This is a genomic window from Actinosynnema sp. NPDC050801 (assembly GCF_040673975.1).
GTDB lineage: Bacteria > Actinomycetota > Actinomycetes > Mycobacteriales > Pseudonocardiaceae > Actinosynnema.
This window is the reverse complement of record NZ_JBFAQZ010000003.1, coordinates 96235-109240: the sequence shown is the minus strand read 5'-3', so window position 1 is coordinate 109240 and position 13006 is coordinate 96235. Positions and strand designations below refer to the sequence as shown.

Annotated in this window: 13 protein-coding genes; 6 read left to right on the top strand and 7 right to left on the bottom strand. The window is 72.1% G+C overall.

From position 1 onward, the window contains the following. Positions 1 to 22: 22 nt before the first annotated feature. Together AB0K14_RS08535 and AB0K14_RS08530 are read right to left on the bottom strand one after the other, a co-directional pair. Positions 23 to 193 (bottom strand): hypothetical protein, encoded by a 171-nt coding sequence (locus AB0K14_RS08535; RefSeq protein ID WP_360450932.1) that lies wholly within the window; start codon positions 191 to 193, stop codon positions 23 to 25. 192 nt (positions 194 to 385) lie between these two features. Beyond that, positions 386 to 1249 (bottom strand): peptidylprolyl isomerase, encoded by an 864-nt coding sequence (locus tag AB0K14_RS08530; protein ID WP_360450929.1) that lies wholly within the window; start codon positions 1247 to 1249, stop codon positions 386 to 388. A 145-nt stretch (positions 1250 to 1394) separates the two neighbouring features. Here AB0K14_RS08530 and AB0K14_RS08525 point away from each other — a divergent pair, with 145 nt between their 5' ends. The 3 genes from AB0K14_RS08525 to AB0K14_RS08515 are packed head-to-tail and all read left to right on the top strand — an operon-like array spanning position 1395 to position 3997. Continuing rightward, entirely contained in the window at positions 1395 to 2099 is a 705-nt protein-coding gene (locus tag AB0K14_RS08525; protein ID WP_360450927.1) for an MBL fold metallo-hydrolase, read from the top strand. Between the two features lie 6 nt (positions 2100 to 2105). Beyond that, entirely contained in the window at positions 2106 to 3371 is a 1266-nt protein-coding gene (hisS, locus tag AB0K14_RS08520; RefSeq protein WP_360450925.1) for a histidine--tRNA ligase, read from the top strand. Further along, a complete protein-coding gene (locus tag AB0K14_RS08515) occupies positions 3368 to 3997 on the top strand; it encodes a hypothetical protein (protein WP_360450922.1) in 630 nt (209 codons plus the stop codon). Before hisS ends, AB0K14_RS08515 begins: the two co-directional genes overlap by 4 nt. A gap of 495 nt (positions 3998 to 4492) precedes the next feature. Here AB0K14_RS08515 and AB0K14_RS08510 read toward each other — a convergent pair whose 3' ends face one another. Next, a complete protein-coding gene (locus tag AB0K14_RS08510; RefSeq protein ID WP_360450920.1) occupies positions 4493 to 5356 on the bottom strand; it encodes a fused MFS/spermidine synthase in 864 nt (287 codons plus the stop codon). Positions 5357 to 5425: 69 nt separating this feature from the next. Here AB0K14_RS08510 and AB0K14_RS08505 point away from each other — a divergent pair, with 69 nt between their 5' ends. Beyond that, entirely contained in the window at positions 5426 to 5788 is a 363-nt protein-coding gene (locus AB0K14_RS08505) for a DUF1304 domain-containing protein (protein ID WP_360450918.1), read from the top strand. Here the strand turns inward: AB0K14_RS08505 and AB0K14_RS08500 are convergent. Then, the gene (locus tag AB0K14_RS08500; RefSeq protein ID WP_364337730.1) at positions 5715 to 7163 is read right to left on the bottom strand and encodes a YibE/F family protein; all 1449 of its coding nucleotides are present in this window, start codon (positions 7161 to 7163) and stop codon (positions 5715 to 5717) included. The two genes, AB0K14_RS08505 and AB0K14_RS08500, sit on opposite strands and share 74 nt — an antisense overlap. A gap of 136 nt (positions 7164 to 7299) precedes the next feature. On the opposite strand from AB0K14_RS08500, the gene AB0K14_RS08495 reads away from it, so the two are divergent. After that, on the top strand, positions 7300 to 7926 hold the full coding sequence (locus AB0K14_RS08495) for a nitroreductase family protein (RefSeq protein WP_360451334.1): 627 nt from the start codon (positions 7300 to 7302) through the stop codon (positions 7924 to 7926). Here the strand turns inward: AB0K14_RS08495 and AB0K14_RS08490 are convergent. Both AB0K14_RS08490 and pnuC read right to left on the bottom strand, forming a co-directional pair. Beyond that, positions 7905 to 9002, bottom strand: a complete 1098-nt coding sequence (locus AB0K14_RS08490; RefSeq protein ID WP_360450912.1) for an AAA family ATPase — start codon at positions 9000 to 9002, stop codon at positions 7905 to 7907. The two genes, AB0K14_RS08495 and AB0K14_RS08490, sit on opposite strands and share 22 nt — an antisense overlap. Beyond that, positions 8999 to 9640, bottom strand: a complete 642-nt coding sequence (gene pnuC / locus AB0K14_RS08485; RefSeq protein ID WP_360450910.1) for a nicotinamide riboside transporter PnuC — start codon at positions 9638 to 9640, stop codon at positions 8999 to 9001. The genes AB0K14_RS08490 and pnuC overlap by 4 nt, the downstream gene beginning before the upstream one ends. 46 nt (positions 9641 to 9686) lie before the next feature. Between pnuC and AB0K14_RS08480 the strand changes: the two genes are divergently transcribed. Beyond that, entirely contained in the window at positions 9687 to 11591 is a 1905-nt protein-coding gene (locus tag AB0K14_RS08480; RefSeq protein WP_360450908.1) for an intein-containing Rv2578c family radical SAM protein, read from the top strand. Between the two features lie 4 nt (positions 11592 to 11595). Here AB0K14_RS08480 and AB0K14_RS08475 read toward each other — a convergent pair whose 3' ends face one another. After that, complete coding sequence (locus AB0K14_RS08475) at positions 11596 to 13002, bottom strand: FAD-binding protein (protein ID WP_360450905.1); 1407 nt, start codon at positions 13000 to 13002, stop codon at positions 11596 to 11598. Between the last annotated feature and the right edge of the window lie 4 nt (positions 13003 to 13006).

Genomic DNA, 13006 nt, shown 5'->3' with positions numbered 1-13006 from the left:
GGTTCACCGCGGTCGTGCGGTGCTACTTGGGTCCGCTCTGCCGGGCGGCCCTCAGGGAACGCACGGCGTACACGATCGCGCCCAGGACGAGCAGGACCCCGATGCCCTGGAGCCCCGGCGAGTCGTCGGCTCCCCCCAACACGACGGCGGCGATCCCGAGCACGATCACGAACCCAGCGACCAGAAACGTCATGTATCGAGTGTCGCTCATTACCTATCGAGTTTCAATAGGTACGGGCGAGGTCGCCGGCGTGGACGCGTCAGCGAAACGTCATCGCGTGATGCGAACATCCGGCATGTCGGCCCTCGTCGGTCGACGGGGAAGACGCAGGGGCCCGGCACTCCTCTCCCGAGTGCCGGGCCCCTGCGTGTTCGTCCGGTCGGGTCAGGCGACGCTGACCGACTCGAACTTCACTTCCTTGTTCGGCTTGCCGCCACCGGGCGACGGGTCGAACGAGCCGTCGTGGCCTGCCCGCGCCACCTCGTCGATCAGCTTCAGCCCGGCCTCGTCGAGGCTGCCGAAGACCGTGTAGTCGGGCGACAGCTGGGCATCGCCGTAGACGATGAAGAACTGGCTGCCGTTGGTGCCCTTCTGGGTCTCCTGGTCGGCACCGGCGTTCGCCATGGCCAGGTAGCCGCGACCGTAGGTCAGCTCGGGCCAGGTCTCGTTGTCGAACGTGTACCCGGGGCCGCCGGTGCCGGTGCCGGTCGGGTCACCGCACTGCAGCATCTGCAGGCCTTCGGTGCCGATGCGGTGGCACGTGCTGCCGTCGTAGTAGCCCTGCTTGACCAGGCTGACGAAGCTGTTCACCGCGCACGGCGCCAGCGCGCGGTCCAGGGTCAGCTTCAGCTCGCCGACGTTGGACTTGATGGTGGCGGTCGCGGTGCCGGTCGCCGGGGCGCTGCCCTCGGGGGCCTTCGTGCCCTCCTTGGACGCGGGCTCCTTCGACGGCCGGTACTCGCACGTGGCCGGGTCCGCGATCGGGGTCGGCCGCGTCGGCAGCGGCTTGACCTCGCTCGGGATCTCGATCGGGGCGGGCGCGCTCGAACTGGCGGCCGCGGCGTCGTCCCCGGTGTTGCCGAAGTCGGCCGTGGCGAGGAAGTACACACCGCCCGCGACCACGACGACGGTGACCGCGGTCGCGACCACGGCGATCACCCGGCGCCGCTTCGCGCGCTCCGCCCTGCGGACGAGCTGGCGTTCCAGCTTCCGCTTGGCCTGCTCGCGGCGCTGCACGTTGGTCGGCACCTGCAACCTCCCTGATCTCTGCGTCGACGGCGACGATCGGTCAGCAGTCTAGGGGGCAGGTATGTGACTGGTGTATGCCGGATAGGCTGCTTGCCGGGGTCCACAGCGATCCGTTGTCGATCCGTTGCCGTCGAGAGGTGATCCCGTGCTGGTGATCGGCTTCCCGGCCGGTGCCCTTCAGGCCAACTGCTTCGTGCTGGCCACCGGCGCCGGCGAGCCCTGCGTGGTGGTCGATCCCGGCCAGGACGCGGCCGAACCGATCGCCGAGGTGCTGCGCGAGCACCGGCTCTCCCCGGTCGCCGTGCTGCTGACGCACGGGCACTTCGACCACACCTTCTCCGTCGCGCCCGTCTGCGACGGCAACGACATCCCGGCGTGGATCCACCCCGCCGACCGCGAGCTGCTGTCCGACCCGCTCAAGGGCATCAGCACCGAGTCACGGGCCTTCTTCGGCGGCGACCTCGAACTGCGGGAACCGCGCGAGGTGCGCGAACTCGCCGACGGCGCCGAGCTCGACCTGGCCGGTCTCCGGCTGACCGTCGACCACACACCGGGCCATACCGGCGGGTCGGTGATGTTCCGCGCCGGCACCGAGGAGGGCGGTCGGCTCGTGCTGGCCGGGGACACCCTCTTCGCTGGCTCCATCGGACGCACCGACCTGCCGGGCGGCAACCACCGCGAGATGCTGACGTCGCTGCGCACCAAGGTGCTGACGTTGGCCGACGACACGGTGGTGCTGCCCGGCCACGGGCCGACGACGACCATCGGCCGCGAACGCGTGAGCAACCCGTTCCTGCTGGAGCTGGACTCACCCGACGACGCGCCGGCCGCACCGCACCGAGGACTGTAGAGAACAGTGACGACCCCTTTCACCGCGCCCAAGGGTGTACCCGACTACTTCCCGCCCACCTCGTCGTCGTTCGTGGCGGTGCGCGACACCCTCGTGGAGTCCGCGCGCCGCGCCGGTTACGGCTACATCGAGCTGCCCGTCTTCGAGGACACCGCGTTGTTCGCGCGCGGCGTCGGCGAGTCGACCGACGTGGTCAGCAAGGAGATGTACTCGTTCACCGATCGCGGCGGCCGGTCCATCACGTTGCGGCCCGAGGGCACGGCCGGCGTGATGCGCGCGGTCATCGAGCACGGCCTCGACCGCGGCCAGCTGCCGGTGAAGCTCGCGTACGCCGGGCAGTTCTTCCGCGCCGAGCAGCCCCAGGCGGGGCGCTACCGGCAGTTCCACCAGGTCGGCATCGAGGCGATCGGCGTGGACGACCCCGCGTTGGACGCGGAGGTCATCGCGGTGGCCGACGCCGGGTTCCGCGCGCTCGGCCTGACCGGCTTCCGGTTGGAGCTGACGTCGTTGGGCGACCACACGTGCCGCCCGCAGTACCGGGAGAAGCTCCAGGCGTTCCTGGCGGAGCTGCCGCTGGACGAGGAGACGCGACGGCGGGCGGAGCTCAACCCGTTGCGGGTGCTGGACGACAAGCGGCCCGAGGTGCGCGAGCTGGTCGCCGACGCGCCCCTGATGGTGGACAACCTGTCGGCCGAGTCGCTGGCGCACTACGAGCAGGTCAAGGGTTACCTGAACGAGCTGGGCGTGAAGTTCGTGGAGAACCCGCGGATGGTGCGCGGCCTGGACTACTACACGAAGACGACGTTCGAGTTCGTGCACGACGGGCTGGGCGCGCAGTCCGGCATCGGCGGCGGCGGGCGTTACGACGGGTTGATGGAGCAGCTGGGCGGGCAGCCGTTGTCCGGGGTCGGGTTCGGCCTCGGCGTGGACCGGGCGCTGCTGGCGTGCCAGGTCGAGGGCGTGTCGCCGGGCGACGTGACGCGGTGCGACGTGTACGGCGTGCCGCTGGGCGAGGCGGCGAAGTCGCGGCTGGTCGCGTTGTCCGCGCCGCTGCGGGCGGCAGGCGTGCGGTTCGACCTGTCCTATGGTGGTAGGGGTTTGAAGGGCGCGATGAAGGGTGCCGACCGGTCGGGTGCGCGGTTCGCGCTCGTGCTGGGCGAGCGCGACATCGAGGCCGGTGTGGTGCAGCTGAAGGAGTTGGCGTCGGGCGACCAGCGCGAGGTGCCGCTGGCGGACGTGGTGATCTCTGTGCTGGAGGCGTTGGGCCGGTGAGCGAGCGGATTGCCCTTGACCTGCTTGACCCGAAGGCCGTGCGCAAGCGCGCGCGGACGGTCGGCATCGGCGCGTTGATCGTCGCCGCCGCGTTCGGCGGGTTGCTCGGGTTGCTCGCGGGGCGGACCGCGGGTCTGGTGACGGCGGCGGTGTTCGCCGTGCCGTTGTTGCTGTTGGCGTGGTCGGAGGCGCGGCGGCGGGTGTGGCTGGAGGGCCACGTGCTGTCCGTGCGCGCCTTCGGCACGCGTTCGGTGGATCTGCGTGCGGCCGACCAGTTGGACCTGCTGGTGACGGACATGCGAGGCACGCGGACGGTGGGGCTGTTCGTGCGCGGTGGTGGCAAGGCGATCAACCTGGCGTTGGCGATCTACGCGGGTACCGGTGGTCGCGAGCAGGGGGTGCTCCCGTTGCGCAAGCTGGCCGACGTGCTGGCCGGTCGGGGTGACGCGCCCGGGTTGGTGTTCTCCGAGTTGCTGGTCGCCCAGCTCCGTGCCGAGGCTCGTGGGCTGGCCGCGGCGGACCGCCCGCTCTACCAGCTCGGCTCGTTGGCACCGGCGGGCCGCCTGGCGCAGAAGCTGACCCCCGAAGCCATCTCCCGCTTCGTCTCCACTCTTGACCAATCCTGACCCACCGGCGCGTGTCCTACGTTCGCGTCGCGCGTGTCCTACGTTCGGAACGCGCGTGTCCTACGTTCAGAACGCGCGTGTCCTACGTTCGGAACGGGCGTGTCCTACGTTCGGAACGGGCGTGTCCTACGTTCAGAACGCGCGTGTCCTACGTTCAGGTCGCGCGAGTCGTACGTTCAGGTCGCGCGAGTCGTACGTTCGGGACCCCTGAGTTCAACGCTCAGGACAAGATTAAAGATCAAGAGCGTCCTCGCCGGACGGGCAGATCAGCAGGATGACGGGTCCTCGCGGTCCGGTGCGGCTGTGTGGGGGGGTCGGGTTTCGTGTCATCCCGCCGACCTCCACAAGGGCAACCACACGCGTCAAGGGGGCAGTTCCAGCCCAAAGTGCGGTAGGGCCGGAAGCGCCCCCTTGACACGCGCGGTTGGGCGTTGCCAGGTCGGCGGGATGACACGAAACCCTTTGTTTGGGGAAGGGCGGTGAAGTGTCGGGGGGTCAGTCGTCCGGGAGGCCCCACGTGCCCTTTGGTGGTGGGGGTGACTGGGTGGCGGTGGCGTCCGTGGTGGGAGGGGTCCCGCCGATGAAGCGGGTCAGGGAGTCGTCGTGTTCGACGCGGCCGGGGAAGGGGTCGCCGGCGGTCAGCCTGGTCAACGTGGCGACGGGCAGTTCCGCGTGTGAGCCGACGAGTACGAAGTTGCCGAACCGCCTGCCGCGGAAGACGCCCGGCTCGGCCAGTACGCAGACGTGCGGGAACACGGCGCGGACGGTGGCGGCTTGGGCCTTGGCGAACGCCAGCTTGCCGCCGTCGCCGATGTTGGCCGCGTAGACCCCACCGGGGCGCAGGGTGCGTGACGCCAGCGCCACGAACTCGACCGACGTCAGGTGCGCGGGCGTCCGGGCACCGGCGAACACGTCGGTCACGACCAGGTCGAACGACTCTTCCGGCGCCTTCGCCAGGACGGCCCGGGCGTCGCCGTTGCGGATCCGCAGTCGCCAGTTCCGGTCCAGCGGCAGGACGCCGCGCACCAGGTCGATCAACGCCGCGTCGATCTCCACCACCTGCTGGCTGGAACGCGGGCGCGTCACCGCGATGTACCGGGGCAACGTGAACGCGCCGCCGCCCAGGTGCAGCGCCCGGATCGGCTCGCTGCCCGGGGCGACCAGGTCGGCCACGTGACCCAGCCTGCGCAGGTACTCGAACTCCAGGTGGGTCGGGTCGTCCAGGTCGACGTGCGACTGCGGCGTGCCGTTCAGGCGCAGCGTCCACGCCCGCGACACGTCGGGGTCGGGGGTCAGTTCCGCGATGCCCGAGTCGACCTCCCTGCTGATGGTCTCGTCGGCTCTCCGGATCCGTCCCACCCGGCGATTATCCCGGTAACGCCCGCGCTGCCCCGCAACGGCACGGGTGTGGCGGTACGGTACCGATCCGTGCAGCTCGCCGCAGACGTACTCACCGCACTCGTCGCGGCCATCCACCTCTACATCGTCGTGCTGGAGATGTTCCTCTGGAACACCCCGCGCGGCCGTGCCACGTTCGGCACCACGCCGGAGTTCGCCGCCGAGTCGAAGGTGCTGGCCGCCAACCAGGGCCTCTACAACGGGTTCCTGGCCGCCGGTCTGATCTTCGCCCTGGTCGCGCGCGGCACGACGGGGTTCGCGTTCGCCGTGTTCTTCCTGGTCTGCGTGATCGTGGCCGGCCTGTACGGCGCGGCGACGGTCAGTCGTCGGATCCTGGTCGTGCAGTCCGTGCCCGCCGCGATCGCGTTGCTGCTGGTCCTGCTGGCGCGGTAGCCGGGCGGCGCCACGGGCCCTTGGCGGGGTCGTAGCCGGTGCGCAGGTCGCCGGTGACGCGGGTGCGCCGCCGCGGGTCGCCGGTGGCCGGCTCGGGTGAGGCCTCGGGTGGCGTGGGAGCGGGCTCGGGTGCGGTGGGAGCGGGCTCGCGGCCGGCGACGAAGGCCGCCAGCGCGGTGGTGATCGGCACGGCGGCGACCAGGCCGATGCTGCCCACCAGGGTCCGCACGACCTCCTGCGCCACCTCCTGGGCGGTGAGGATCTCGCCCAGCGTCCGCCCGGACAGGGAGAACGCCAGCAGCAACGGCAGCGCGGCACCCGCGTAGGCCATGACCAGCGTGTTCACCACGGACGACAGGTGGTCGCGGCCGATCCGCGACCCCGCCGCGTACAGCTCGCGGAACCCCAGCGCCGGGTTGGCCCGGCGCAGCTCCCACACCGCGCTGGTCTGCGTCACGGTCACGTCGTCCAGCACGCCGAGCGCGCCGATGAGCGTGCCCGCCAGCAGCAGCCCCCGCGTGTCGATGCCGTGCCCGAGCAGCGACACCAGGTTCGCCGTGTCCTGGTCCAGCCCGGTCAGCTTGCCGAACGCGGAGAACACCGCGCCGAGCAGGCCGATCAACGCCAGGCTCACCAACGTGCCCAGCACCGCCGTGGACGTCCGCGCGGACAACCCGTGCGTCACGTACAGCACGATGAACATGATCAGCCCCGCGCCGACCACGGCCACGGCCAACGGGTTCTCCCCGGCCAGGATCGCGGGCAGCACGAACAGCGCCAGCACCACGAAGCTCAACGCCAGCGCACCCAGCGCCGCCAGCCCCTGCCAACGGCCCAGCAGCAGCACGGCCGCCGCGAACAGCACCGCGAGCAGCAGCAGCGGCACGCCGCGCTGGAAGTCCGCCAGCTGGTAGGACGTGCTGTCGTTCGGGTTGCCCCCGCCGTAGGACAGCACCACGGCGTCGCCCACGGTGAACGTCGGCGTGCCCGGCTGGTCCGGCACCGGGACCTGGATGTCCCGACCGGCCGCCGCGCCGTCGCTCATCCGCACGGTCACCAGCACGCACCCCGAGGCGCCGGGCTCGGCCAACTCCGGACCGCACCCACCCCGGGCCACAGCCGTGACGTCGCCGCGCACGGGCACCTGGGCCAACCCGGCCTCGGCGCCGGTGCGCTGCTCGTGCCCGAACGGGTACAGCAGCAGCGTGCCGACCACGGTCGCCAGCACGAACGGCAGCAGCAGGACCAGCAGGAGCTTCCGAACCGGTGTGGACGAGGGTTCGGCGGGGCCGTGCCCGTGGCCGTGTCCATGGGCGGCGATCAGGTCCTTGGCGCGCACGCGCACATACTGCCCGTCCACCCCGAACGTCCGCATGTCGGACGGTTCGGTGCGAAGTTCGACGTGACCCCTTAACGCCGGCGCCGGGCGGTGCCAGGCTCGCCGCGTGACCACGAACTGGACACCCGTCCACGGCCGGGACTTCGCGCCCGTGCCGTACCGACCGGCCCGGATGCCGGTCGACGAATCCCTGCGCGCGGCCGCCGAGCTGCGCGCCCGCATGCAGGAGCGCCGCACGGTGCGCATGTTCTCCGGCGAGCCCGTGCCCGAACAGGTGGTGCTCGACGCCATCGCGGTCGCGTCCACCGCGCCCAGCGGCGCCCACCAGCAGCCCTGGACGTTCGTGCTCGTGCAGGACCCCGCGGTGCGCCGCCGCATCCGGGAGGCCGCCGAGCGGGAGGAACGCGTCTCGTACGCGGGCAGGCTCGGCGACGAGTGGCTGGCCGCCCTGCGCCCGCTCGGCACCGACGACGTCAAGCCGCACCTGACCGACGCGCCCGAACTGCTGGTCGTGTTCCAGCAGCGGTACTACGTGGAGCCCGACGGCACCCGCCGCAAGCACTACTACGTGGACGAGTCGGTGGGCATCGCGGTCGGCATGCTGCTGACCGCGCTGCACCTGGCCAGGCTCGCCGCCCTGACCCACACGCCGTCGCCGATGGGGTTCCTCGGCGAGGTGCTGGGCCGCCCGCGCAACGAGAAGGCGTTCGCGGTCATCCCGATCGGCTACCCGGCCGACGGCTGCGTGGTGCCCGACCTGGTCCGCAAGTCCCTGGATCAGGTGCTGGTGACGGTCTGAGGCCCGAGCGGGTCGGCGAACCGGAAGTGCGCGGCCACCGCCTCGTCGCAGGCCGCCAGGGCTTGCCGCAGCCGCTGGTCCGGCGATCCCGTGACCAGCCGCCACGGCACGCCCCGCGCGGCCAGACCCGCCTGGAACTCCGCGGTCATCCACGCGCGCAGGTGCTCGCCGTCCCGCCACCCGTCCTGCTCGAACGGCACGCCGACGTGGTCGGTCAGCAGGTAGAGGGCGGGGCGGTGGGCGTCCGGCGCGATGTCCGGGTGCGGCGCGCCGAGGTAGCGGTGACCCCACACGGTCGCCGCCCACGGGTCGTTGTCGCACACCAGGACGGGGCCCACCACGGCGGCGTCGGCCAGCTCCCGCTGCCTGCGGGCCACGTCCTGGAAGTCGCCGACCGTCCACACGAGATCGTCGACGGTCGCGCCGGGGTCGAACGCGCGGGCCGCCGCCAGCTTCAGCTCCGTGTGCTCCCGGCCGTACTCGGGCACCCACGGTGCGCCCAGCGCCTCGGCGAGGTCGCGCGACAGGGTCGTGGTGCCGGTGCTCTCCGCCCCGAGCACCACGATCCGCGCGCACAGCCCGATGCGGGTCGCCGAGGCGAGGTGCGCCCACTGGCCGCGCGGGTCGGCCCGGACCGCCGTGCCCGACACCGGGAACGCGGCGCGGTCGAGGTCGACCAGCACGTGCCGGGCACCGAGCCGCTTGGCCATCTCGTCGCCGTAGTGCTCGCTGGAGAACACCGCGTCGACCGCCGCCGACGCGGGATCGCCGTCCAGGATGGCCCGTCGCGCGAGCACCGCCCGTGCCACGCCCATGTGCAGTTCCCACGTGGTGTCGCTGTGGAAGTCCATCTCGTGGTCGTCCACGTCGCCGAGCACGACCAGGCCGGGCGTGCCGGCGTGCTCGGCGCGCAGCCACGCCACCCGGTCGGCGACCGGGATGGACTCCGCGCTCGACGCCAGCACGGTCACGGTGGTGCGCCTGCTGCGCGCGGCGGCGGTGCGGATGAGGTGGTGGTGACCGGCGTGCGGGGGGTAGAACTTGCCGAGCACCAACGCGTGGTCGAAGTCGGTCACGCGGCGACCAACTCGTCCTGGCGCAACGCCTTGGTCCAGTTGCGCAGACCGAGCACGCACAGAGCCATGAACCCGACGTACAGGATCGCGGTCAACCACAGGCCCTTGTAGGCGTACAACGGGACGTAGATCACGTCCGCGGCGATCCACAGCCACCAGCACTCGACCTTCTTGCGGGTCTGGCCCCAGGTGGCCAGCAGCGAGAGGACGGTGGTCACGGAGTCGGCCCACGGCACGGTCGAGTTGCTGAACGTGGTCAGCACCCACACCAGCAGCAGGGTGCCCGCCACGCCGGTCGCGAGCAGCCACCACCACTGCGCGCGGGTGGTGCGGCCGACGGGCAGCGGGGTGCGCTCGGCGCCGCCCCGCAGCCACGCCCACCAGCCGTACAGCGCGAGTGCCACGTAGACGACCTGGAGGCCCGAGTCCGCGTACAGGCCGCTGGTCGCGAACAGGACGAGGAAGGCGAGGTTGTTGAGGATGCCGATCGGCCAGCTCGACACGTTCTGCCGGGCCACCAGCCACACGCACAGCGCGCCGGTGATGAAACCGACCACCTCGCCCCAACTCGTGGCGACGCCGGCGAACGTGAAGGCGGTGGTGTCGAAGGGCCACAGGATGACGTCCAGCACTGACACAGGTACTCCGTTTGACCGTGGTTCGAACACGTGTTCGAATGTGGACATGCGATGGGACGGGCAGAAGGACGGGGCGGACCGACAGCAGGCTCTGCCGGGTTTGCCGGGGCTGGTGCGCAGCGTACGAACTCCCGACTTCGCCGACGTCGTGTTCCACGAGGTGAACGCCAAGTCGGTGCTGAACAAGGTGCCCGGTGGCGGGCTGCCGTTCGGCTGGACCGTCAACCCCTACCGCGGCTGCACGCACGGCTGCACGTACTGCCTGACCGGTGACACGCCCGTGCTGCTGGCCGACGGCCGCACCAAGCCCATCGCCGAGCTGTCGGTGGGGGAGGAGGTGTTCGGCACCGCCCGCGGCCGGTTCGTGGTCACCCGCGTGCGGGCGCACTGGAAGACCTCCAAGCCCGCCTACCGGCTGACGTTGAGCGACGGCACGCAGGTCGTGGCCGGCGGCGACCACCGGTTCCTCACCGACGAGGGCTGGAAGCACGTCACGCCCGGTCGGTGCGACGACTTCGAGGAGCGGCCGTTCCTGGTCAAGGGCGCGCAGCTGGTCGGCACGGGTCGGTTCGCCGCGCCGCCCGCGCAGGCCGAGGAGTACCGCGAGGGCTACCTGTGGGGCGTGGTGCGCGGCGGCCTGCCCAGCCTGCCGGACGTGCTGGCGCGGGTGCGCGCGTTCGCGGGCGGGCGGGTGCCGCGGGAGGACGAGCTGGTCGAGTGGCCGACCACGCCGGGGGAGGAGTGGTCGAAGGGGTTCCTGGCCGGGTTGTTCGACGCGCGCGGCAGCTCCACCGGCGGCGAGCTGGTGATGTCCAGTTCGGACAGCGCGGTGTTCGAGGCGGCGGTGCTGGCGTTGACGCGGCTGCGCGTGTCGCACGTGGTCGAGGTGCGGGGTGTGCGCATCGTCGGCGGCCTGGCCGAGCGGCTGCGGTTCCTGCACCTGGTGGCTCCGGCGACACCGCGCGGCAACGCGATCGAGGGAATGGAGGTGCCCGTCACGTCCCGGCTGGCGGTGGTGTCGGTGGAGTCGCTCGGCGTGACGCGGACGTTGTACGACATCACGACGGGCACGGGTGACTTCGTGGCCAACGGTCTGGTCAGCCACAACTGCTTCGCCCGCAACACGCACACCTACCTCGACCTGGACGCCGGGCGCGACTTCGACACCCAGGTGGTGGTGAAGGTCAACGCGGTGGAGGTGCTGCGCGCCCAGCTGCGGTCCAAGCGCTGGCGGCGCGAGCACGTGGCGATGGGCACGAACACCGACCCGTACCAGCGGGCCGAGGGTCGCTACGCGTTGATGCCCGGCATCATCGGGGCGCTGGCCGACTCGGGCACGCCGTTCTCGATCCTCACCAAGGGCACCGTGCTGTCGCGGGACATCCCCCTGCTGGCGAAGGCCGCGTCGTCGGTGCCGGTGGGCATCGGCGTGTCCCTGGCGCTGCTGGACCGGGAGCTCCAAGCCGGGCTGGAACCGGGCACGCCGAGTCCGGGGGCGAGGTTGGAGCTGGTGCGCCGGGTGCGTGACGCGGGGTTGCCGTGCGGGGTGTTCGTCGCGCCGGTGCTGCCGGAGCTGACCGACTCGGAGGAGCAGCTGGACGCGCTGCTGGCCTCGATCGCGTCGGCCGGGGCGACGGGCGTGACGGTCCTGCCGCTGCACCTGAGGCCGGGCGCGCGCGAGTGGTTCGCCCGGTGGCTGGTGCGGACCCGGCCGGACCTGGTCGACGACTACCGGAGGCTGTACGCGCACGGGTCCTATGTGGACGCGCGGTACCGCCGGTGGCTCGACGCGCGCATCCGACCGTTGTTGCGGCGACACGGCTTGGACGCGCAGGGGAAGCGGGACGCGGTCGGCGTGCCCGGCGACGACGAGGGCCTGTGGCCGGAGGGCAGCCTGCCCGCCCAGGTCCCGGCGGCGCCGGTCGTCCAGGAGCAGTTGACCCTGCTCTGACCCGTCAACGCACCGCCTGGGGGAACGCCAGCACGCGGTCCGGGTCGTAGCGGCGGGCCACGGCGCGCAGCCGGCGCAGGTTGTGCCGGTACGAGGTGGCCGCCCAGTCCTCCTGCTCCGGGTCCAGGTAGTTGATGTAGGTGCCGGCGCCGATCAGGTCCGCCAACGCCGACTGGGCGTCGTCCACCTCGCGCGTCACCCGCTCGACCGGCAGGTCGCCGACCGTGCCGAAGACCTCGACGGACGTCGGCGCGCCGCGGTGCGGGTAGGCCGTGTCGGTCGGGCTCGGCCGGTCGATCGCACCGCCGAGCGCGCCGACGATGAGCAGCGCGCTGCTCTTGCCCCGCACCGTGTCCGCCACCGCCGCCGGGTCGTCCCACAGGCCGTCGGACACGCGTGACGACGCGCGGAAGGCGTTGCGGGACGGGTGGCCGGCGGTCATGATCGCCGTCGCGGTCGGGTAGTCGACCTCGGCGTGCTCCAGCGGGCCGTCGAGGCCCAGTCGGGCCAGCTCGCCGAGCAACGCGGCCTGCGGCCCGATCGAGCAGCCGATGAGGTCGGTCGAACCGTCTGGCAGCACCACGCAGGTGCTGGACAGGTGCTCGGGTGCCGAGGCGCTCCAGGGCTGCCAGGCGCCGAGCACGTCCGCCGCCGACCCGGCCGGGAACCTCAGCCGGAACACGGTCAGCACCTCCGGTCGGGGCGCGGTGGCGAACTCGAACGAGGTGACCACGCCGAAGTTGCCGCCGCCACCGCCGCGCAGCGCCCAGAACAGGTCGGGTTCGCGGTCCTCCGACGCGGTGACGACGCGGCTGTCCACGGTGACCACGCGAGCGGCGCGCAACCAGTCGCACGTGAGGCCGTAGGTGCGTTGCACCCAGCCGAGGCCGCCACCCATCGTCAGGCCGGCGATGCCGACGGACGGGCAGTTGCCCAGCGGCAGGCACCGACCGGCGGCGGCGAGTGCCGCGTACACGTCACCGAGACGGGCGCCCGCGCCGACCACGGCCGTGCCGTCCGGCCGCACCTCGACGCCGTTCATCGGCCCCAGGTCGACCACCAGGCCGTCGTGCGGGGTGGAGTAGGCGGCGTAGCTGTGCCCGCCGCCGCGCGCGGCCACCCGGACACCGGATCGGCGGGCCTCCTCCAGGCACCGCTGCACGTCCTCGGCACGCACGCAGCGGGCGATCGCGGCCGGCCGGTGGTGGTCGAACAGCGAGTTGAACGGCAGCCGTGCCGTGTCGTAGCCGTCGTCGCCGGGGAGCAGCAGGTCACCGGCCAGGTGCGCGCGCAGCCGCGCCCAGCGCACCGGCCGCGTCTGCGCGGCCATCCCTCCGGCGGCCACCGCCACGCCCGCCCACCGCATCAAGTCACGCCGCGAAACCGCCACACCGACCTCCCGGCCTCTCATCAAA

Excerpts from the sequence above, each read along its gene's own strand:
- AB0K14_RS08535 (WP_360450932.1), bottom strand. The coding sequence starts at position 193 with ATGACGTTTCTGGTCGCTGGGTTCGTGATCGTGCTCGGGATCGCCGCC.
- AB0K14_RS08500 (WP_364337730.1), bottom strand. The coding sequence starts at position 7,163 with ATGCGGACGTTCGGGGTGGACGGGCAGTATGTGCGCGTGCGCGCCAAG.
- AB0K14_RS08495 (WP_360451334.1), top strand. The coding sequence starts at position 7,300 with ATGCCGGTCGACGAATCCCTGCGCGCGGCCGCCGAGCTGCGCGCCCGC.
- AB0K14_RS08480 (WP_360450908.1), top strand. The coding sequence starts at position 9,687 with ATGCGATGGGACGGGCAGAAGGACGGGGCGGACCGACAGCAGGCTCTG.
- AB0K14_RS08475 (WP_360450905.1), bottom strand. The coding sequence starts at position 13,002 with ATGAGAGGCCGGGAGGTCGGTGTGGCGGTTTCGCGGCGTGACTTGATG.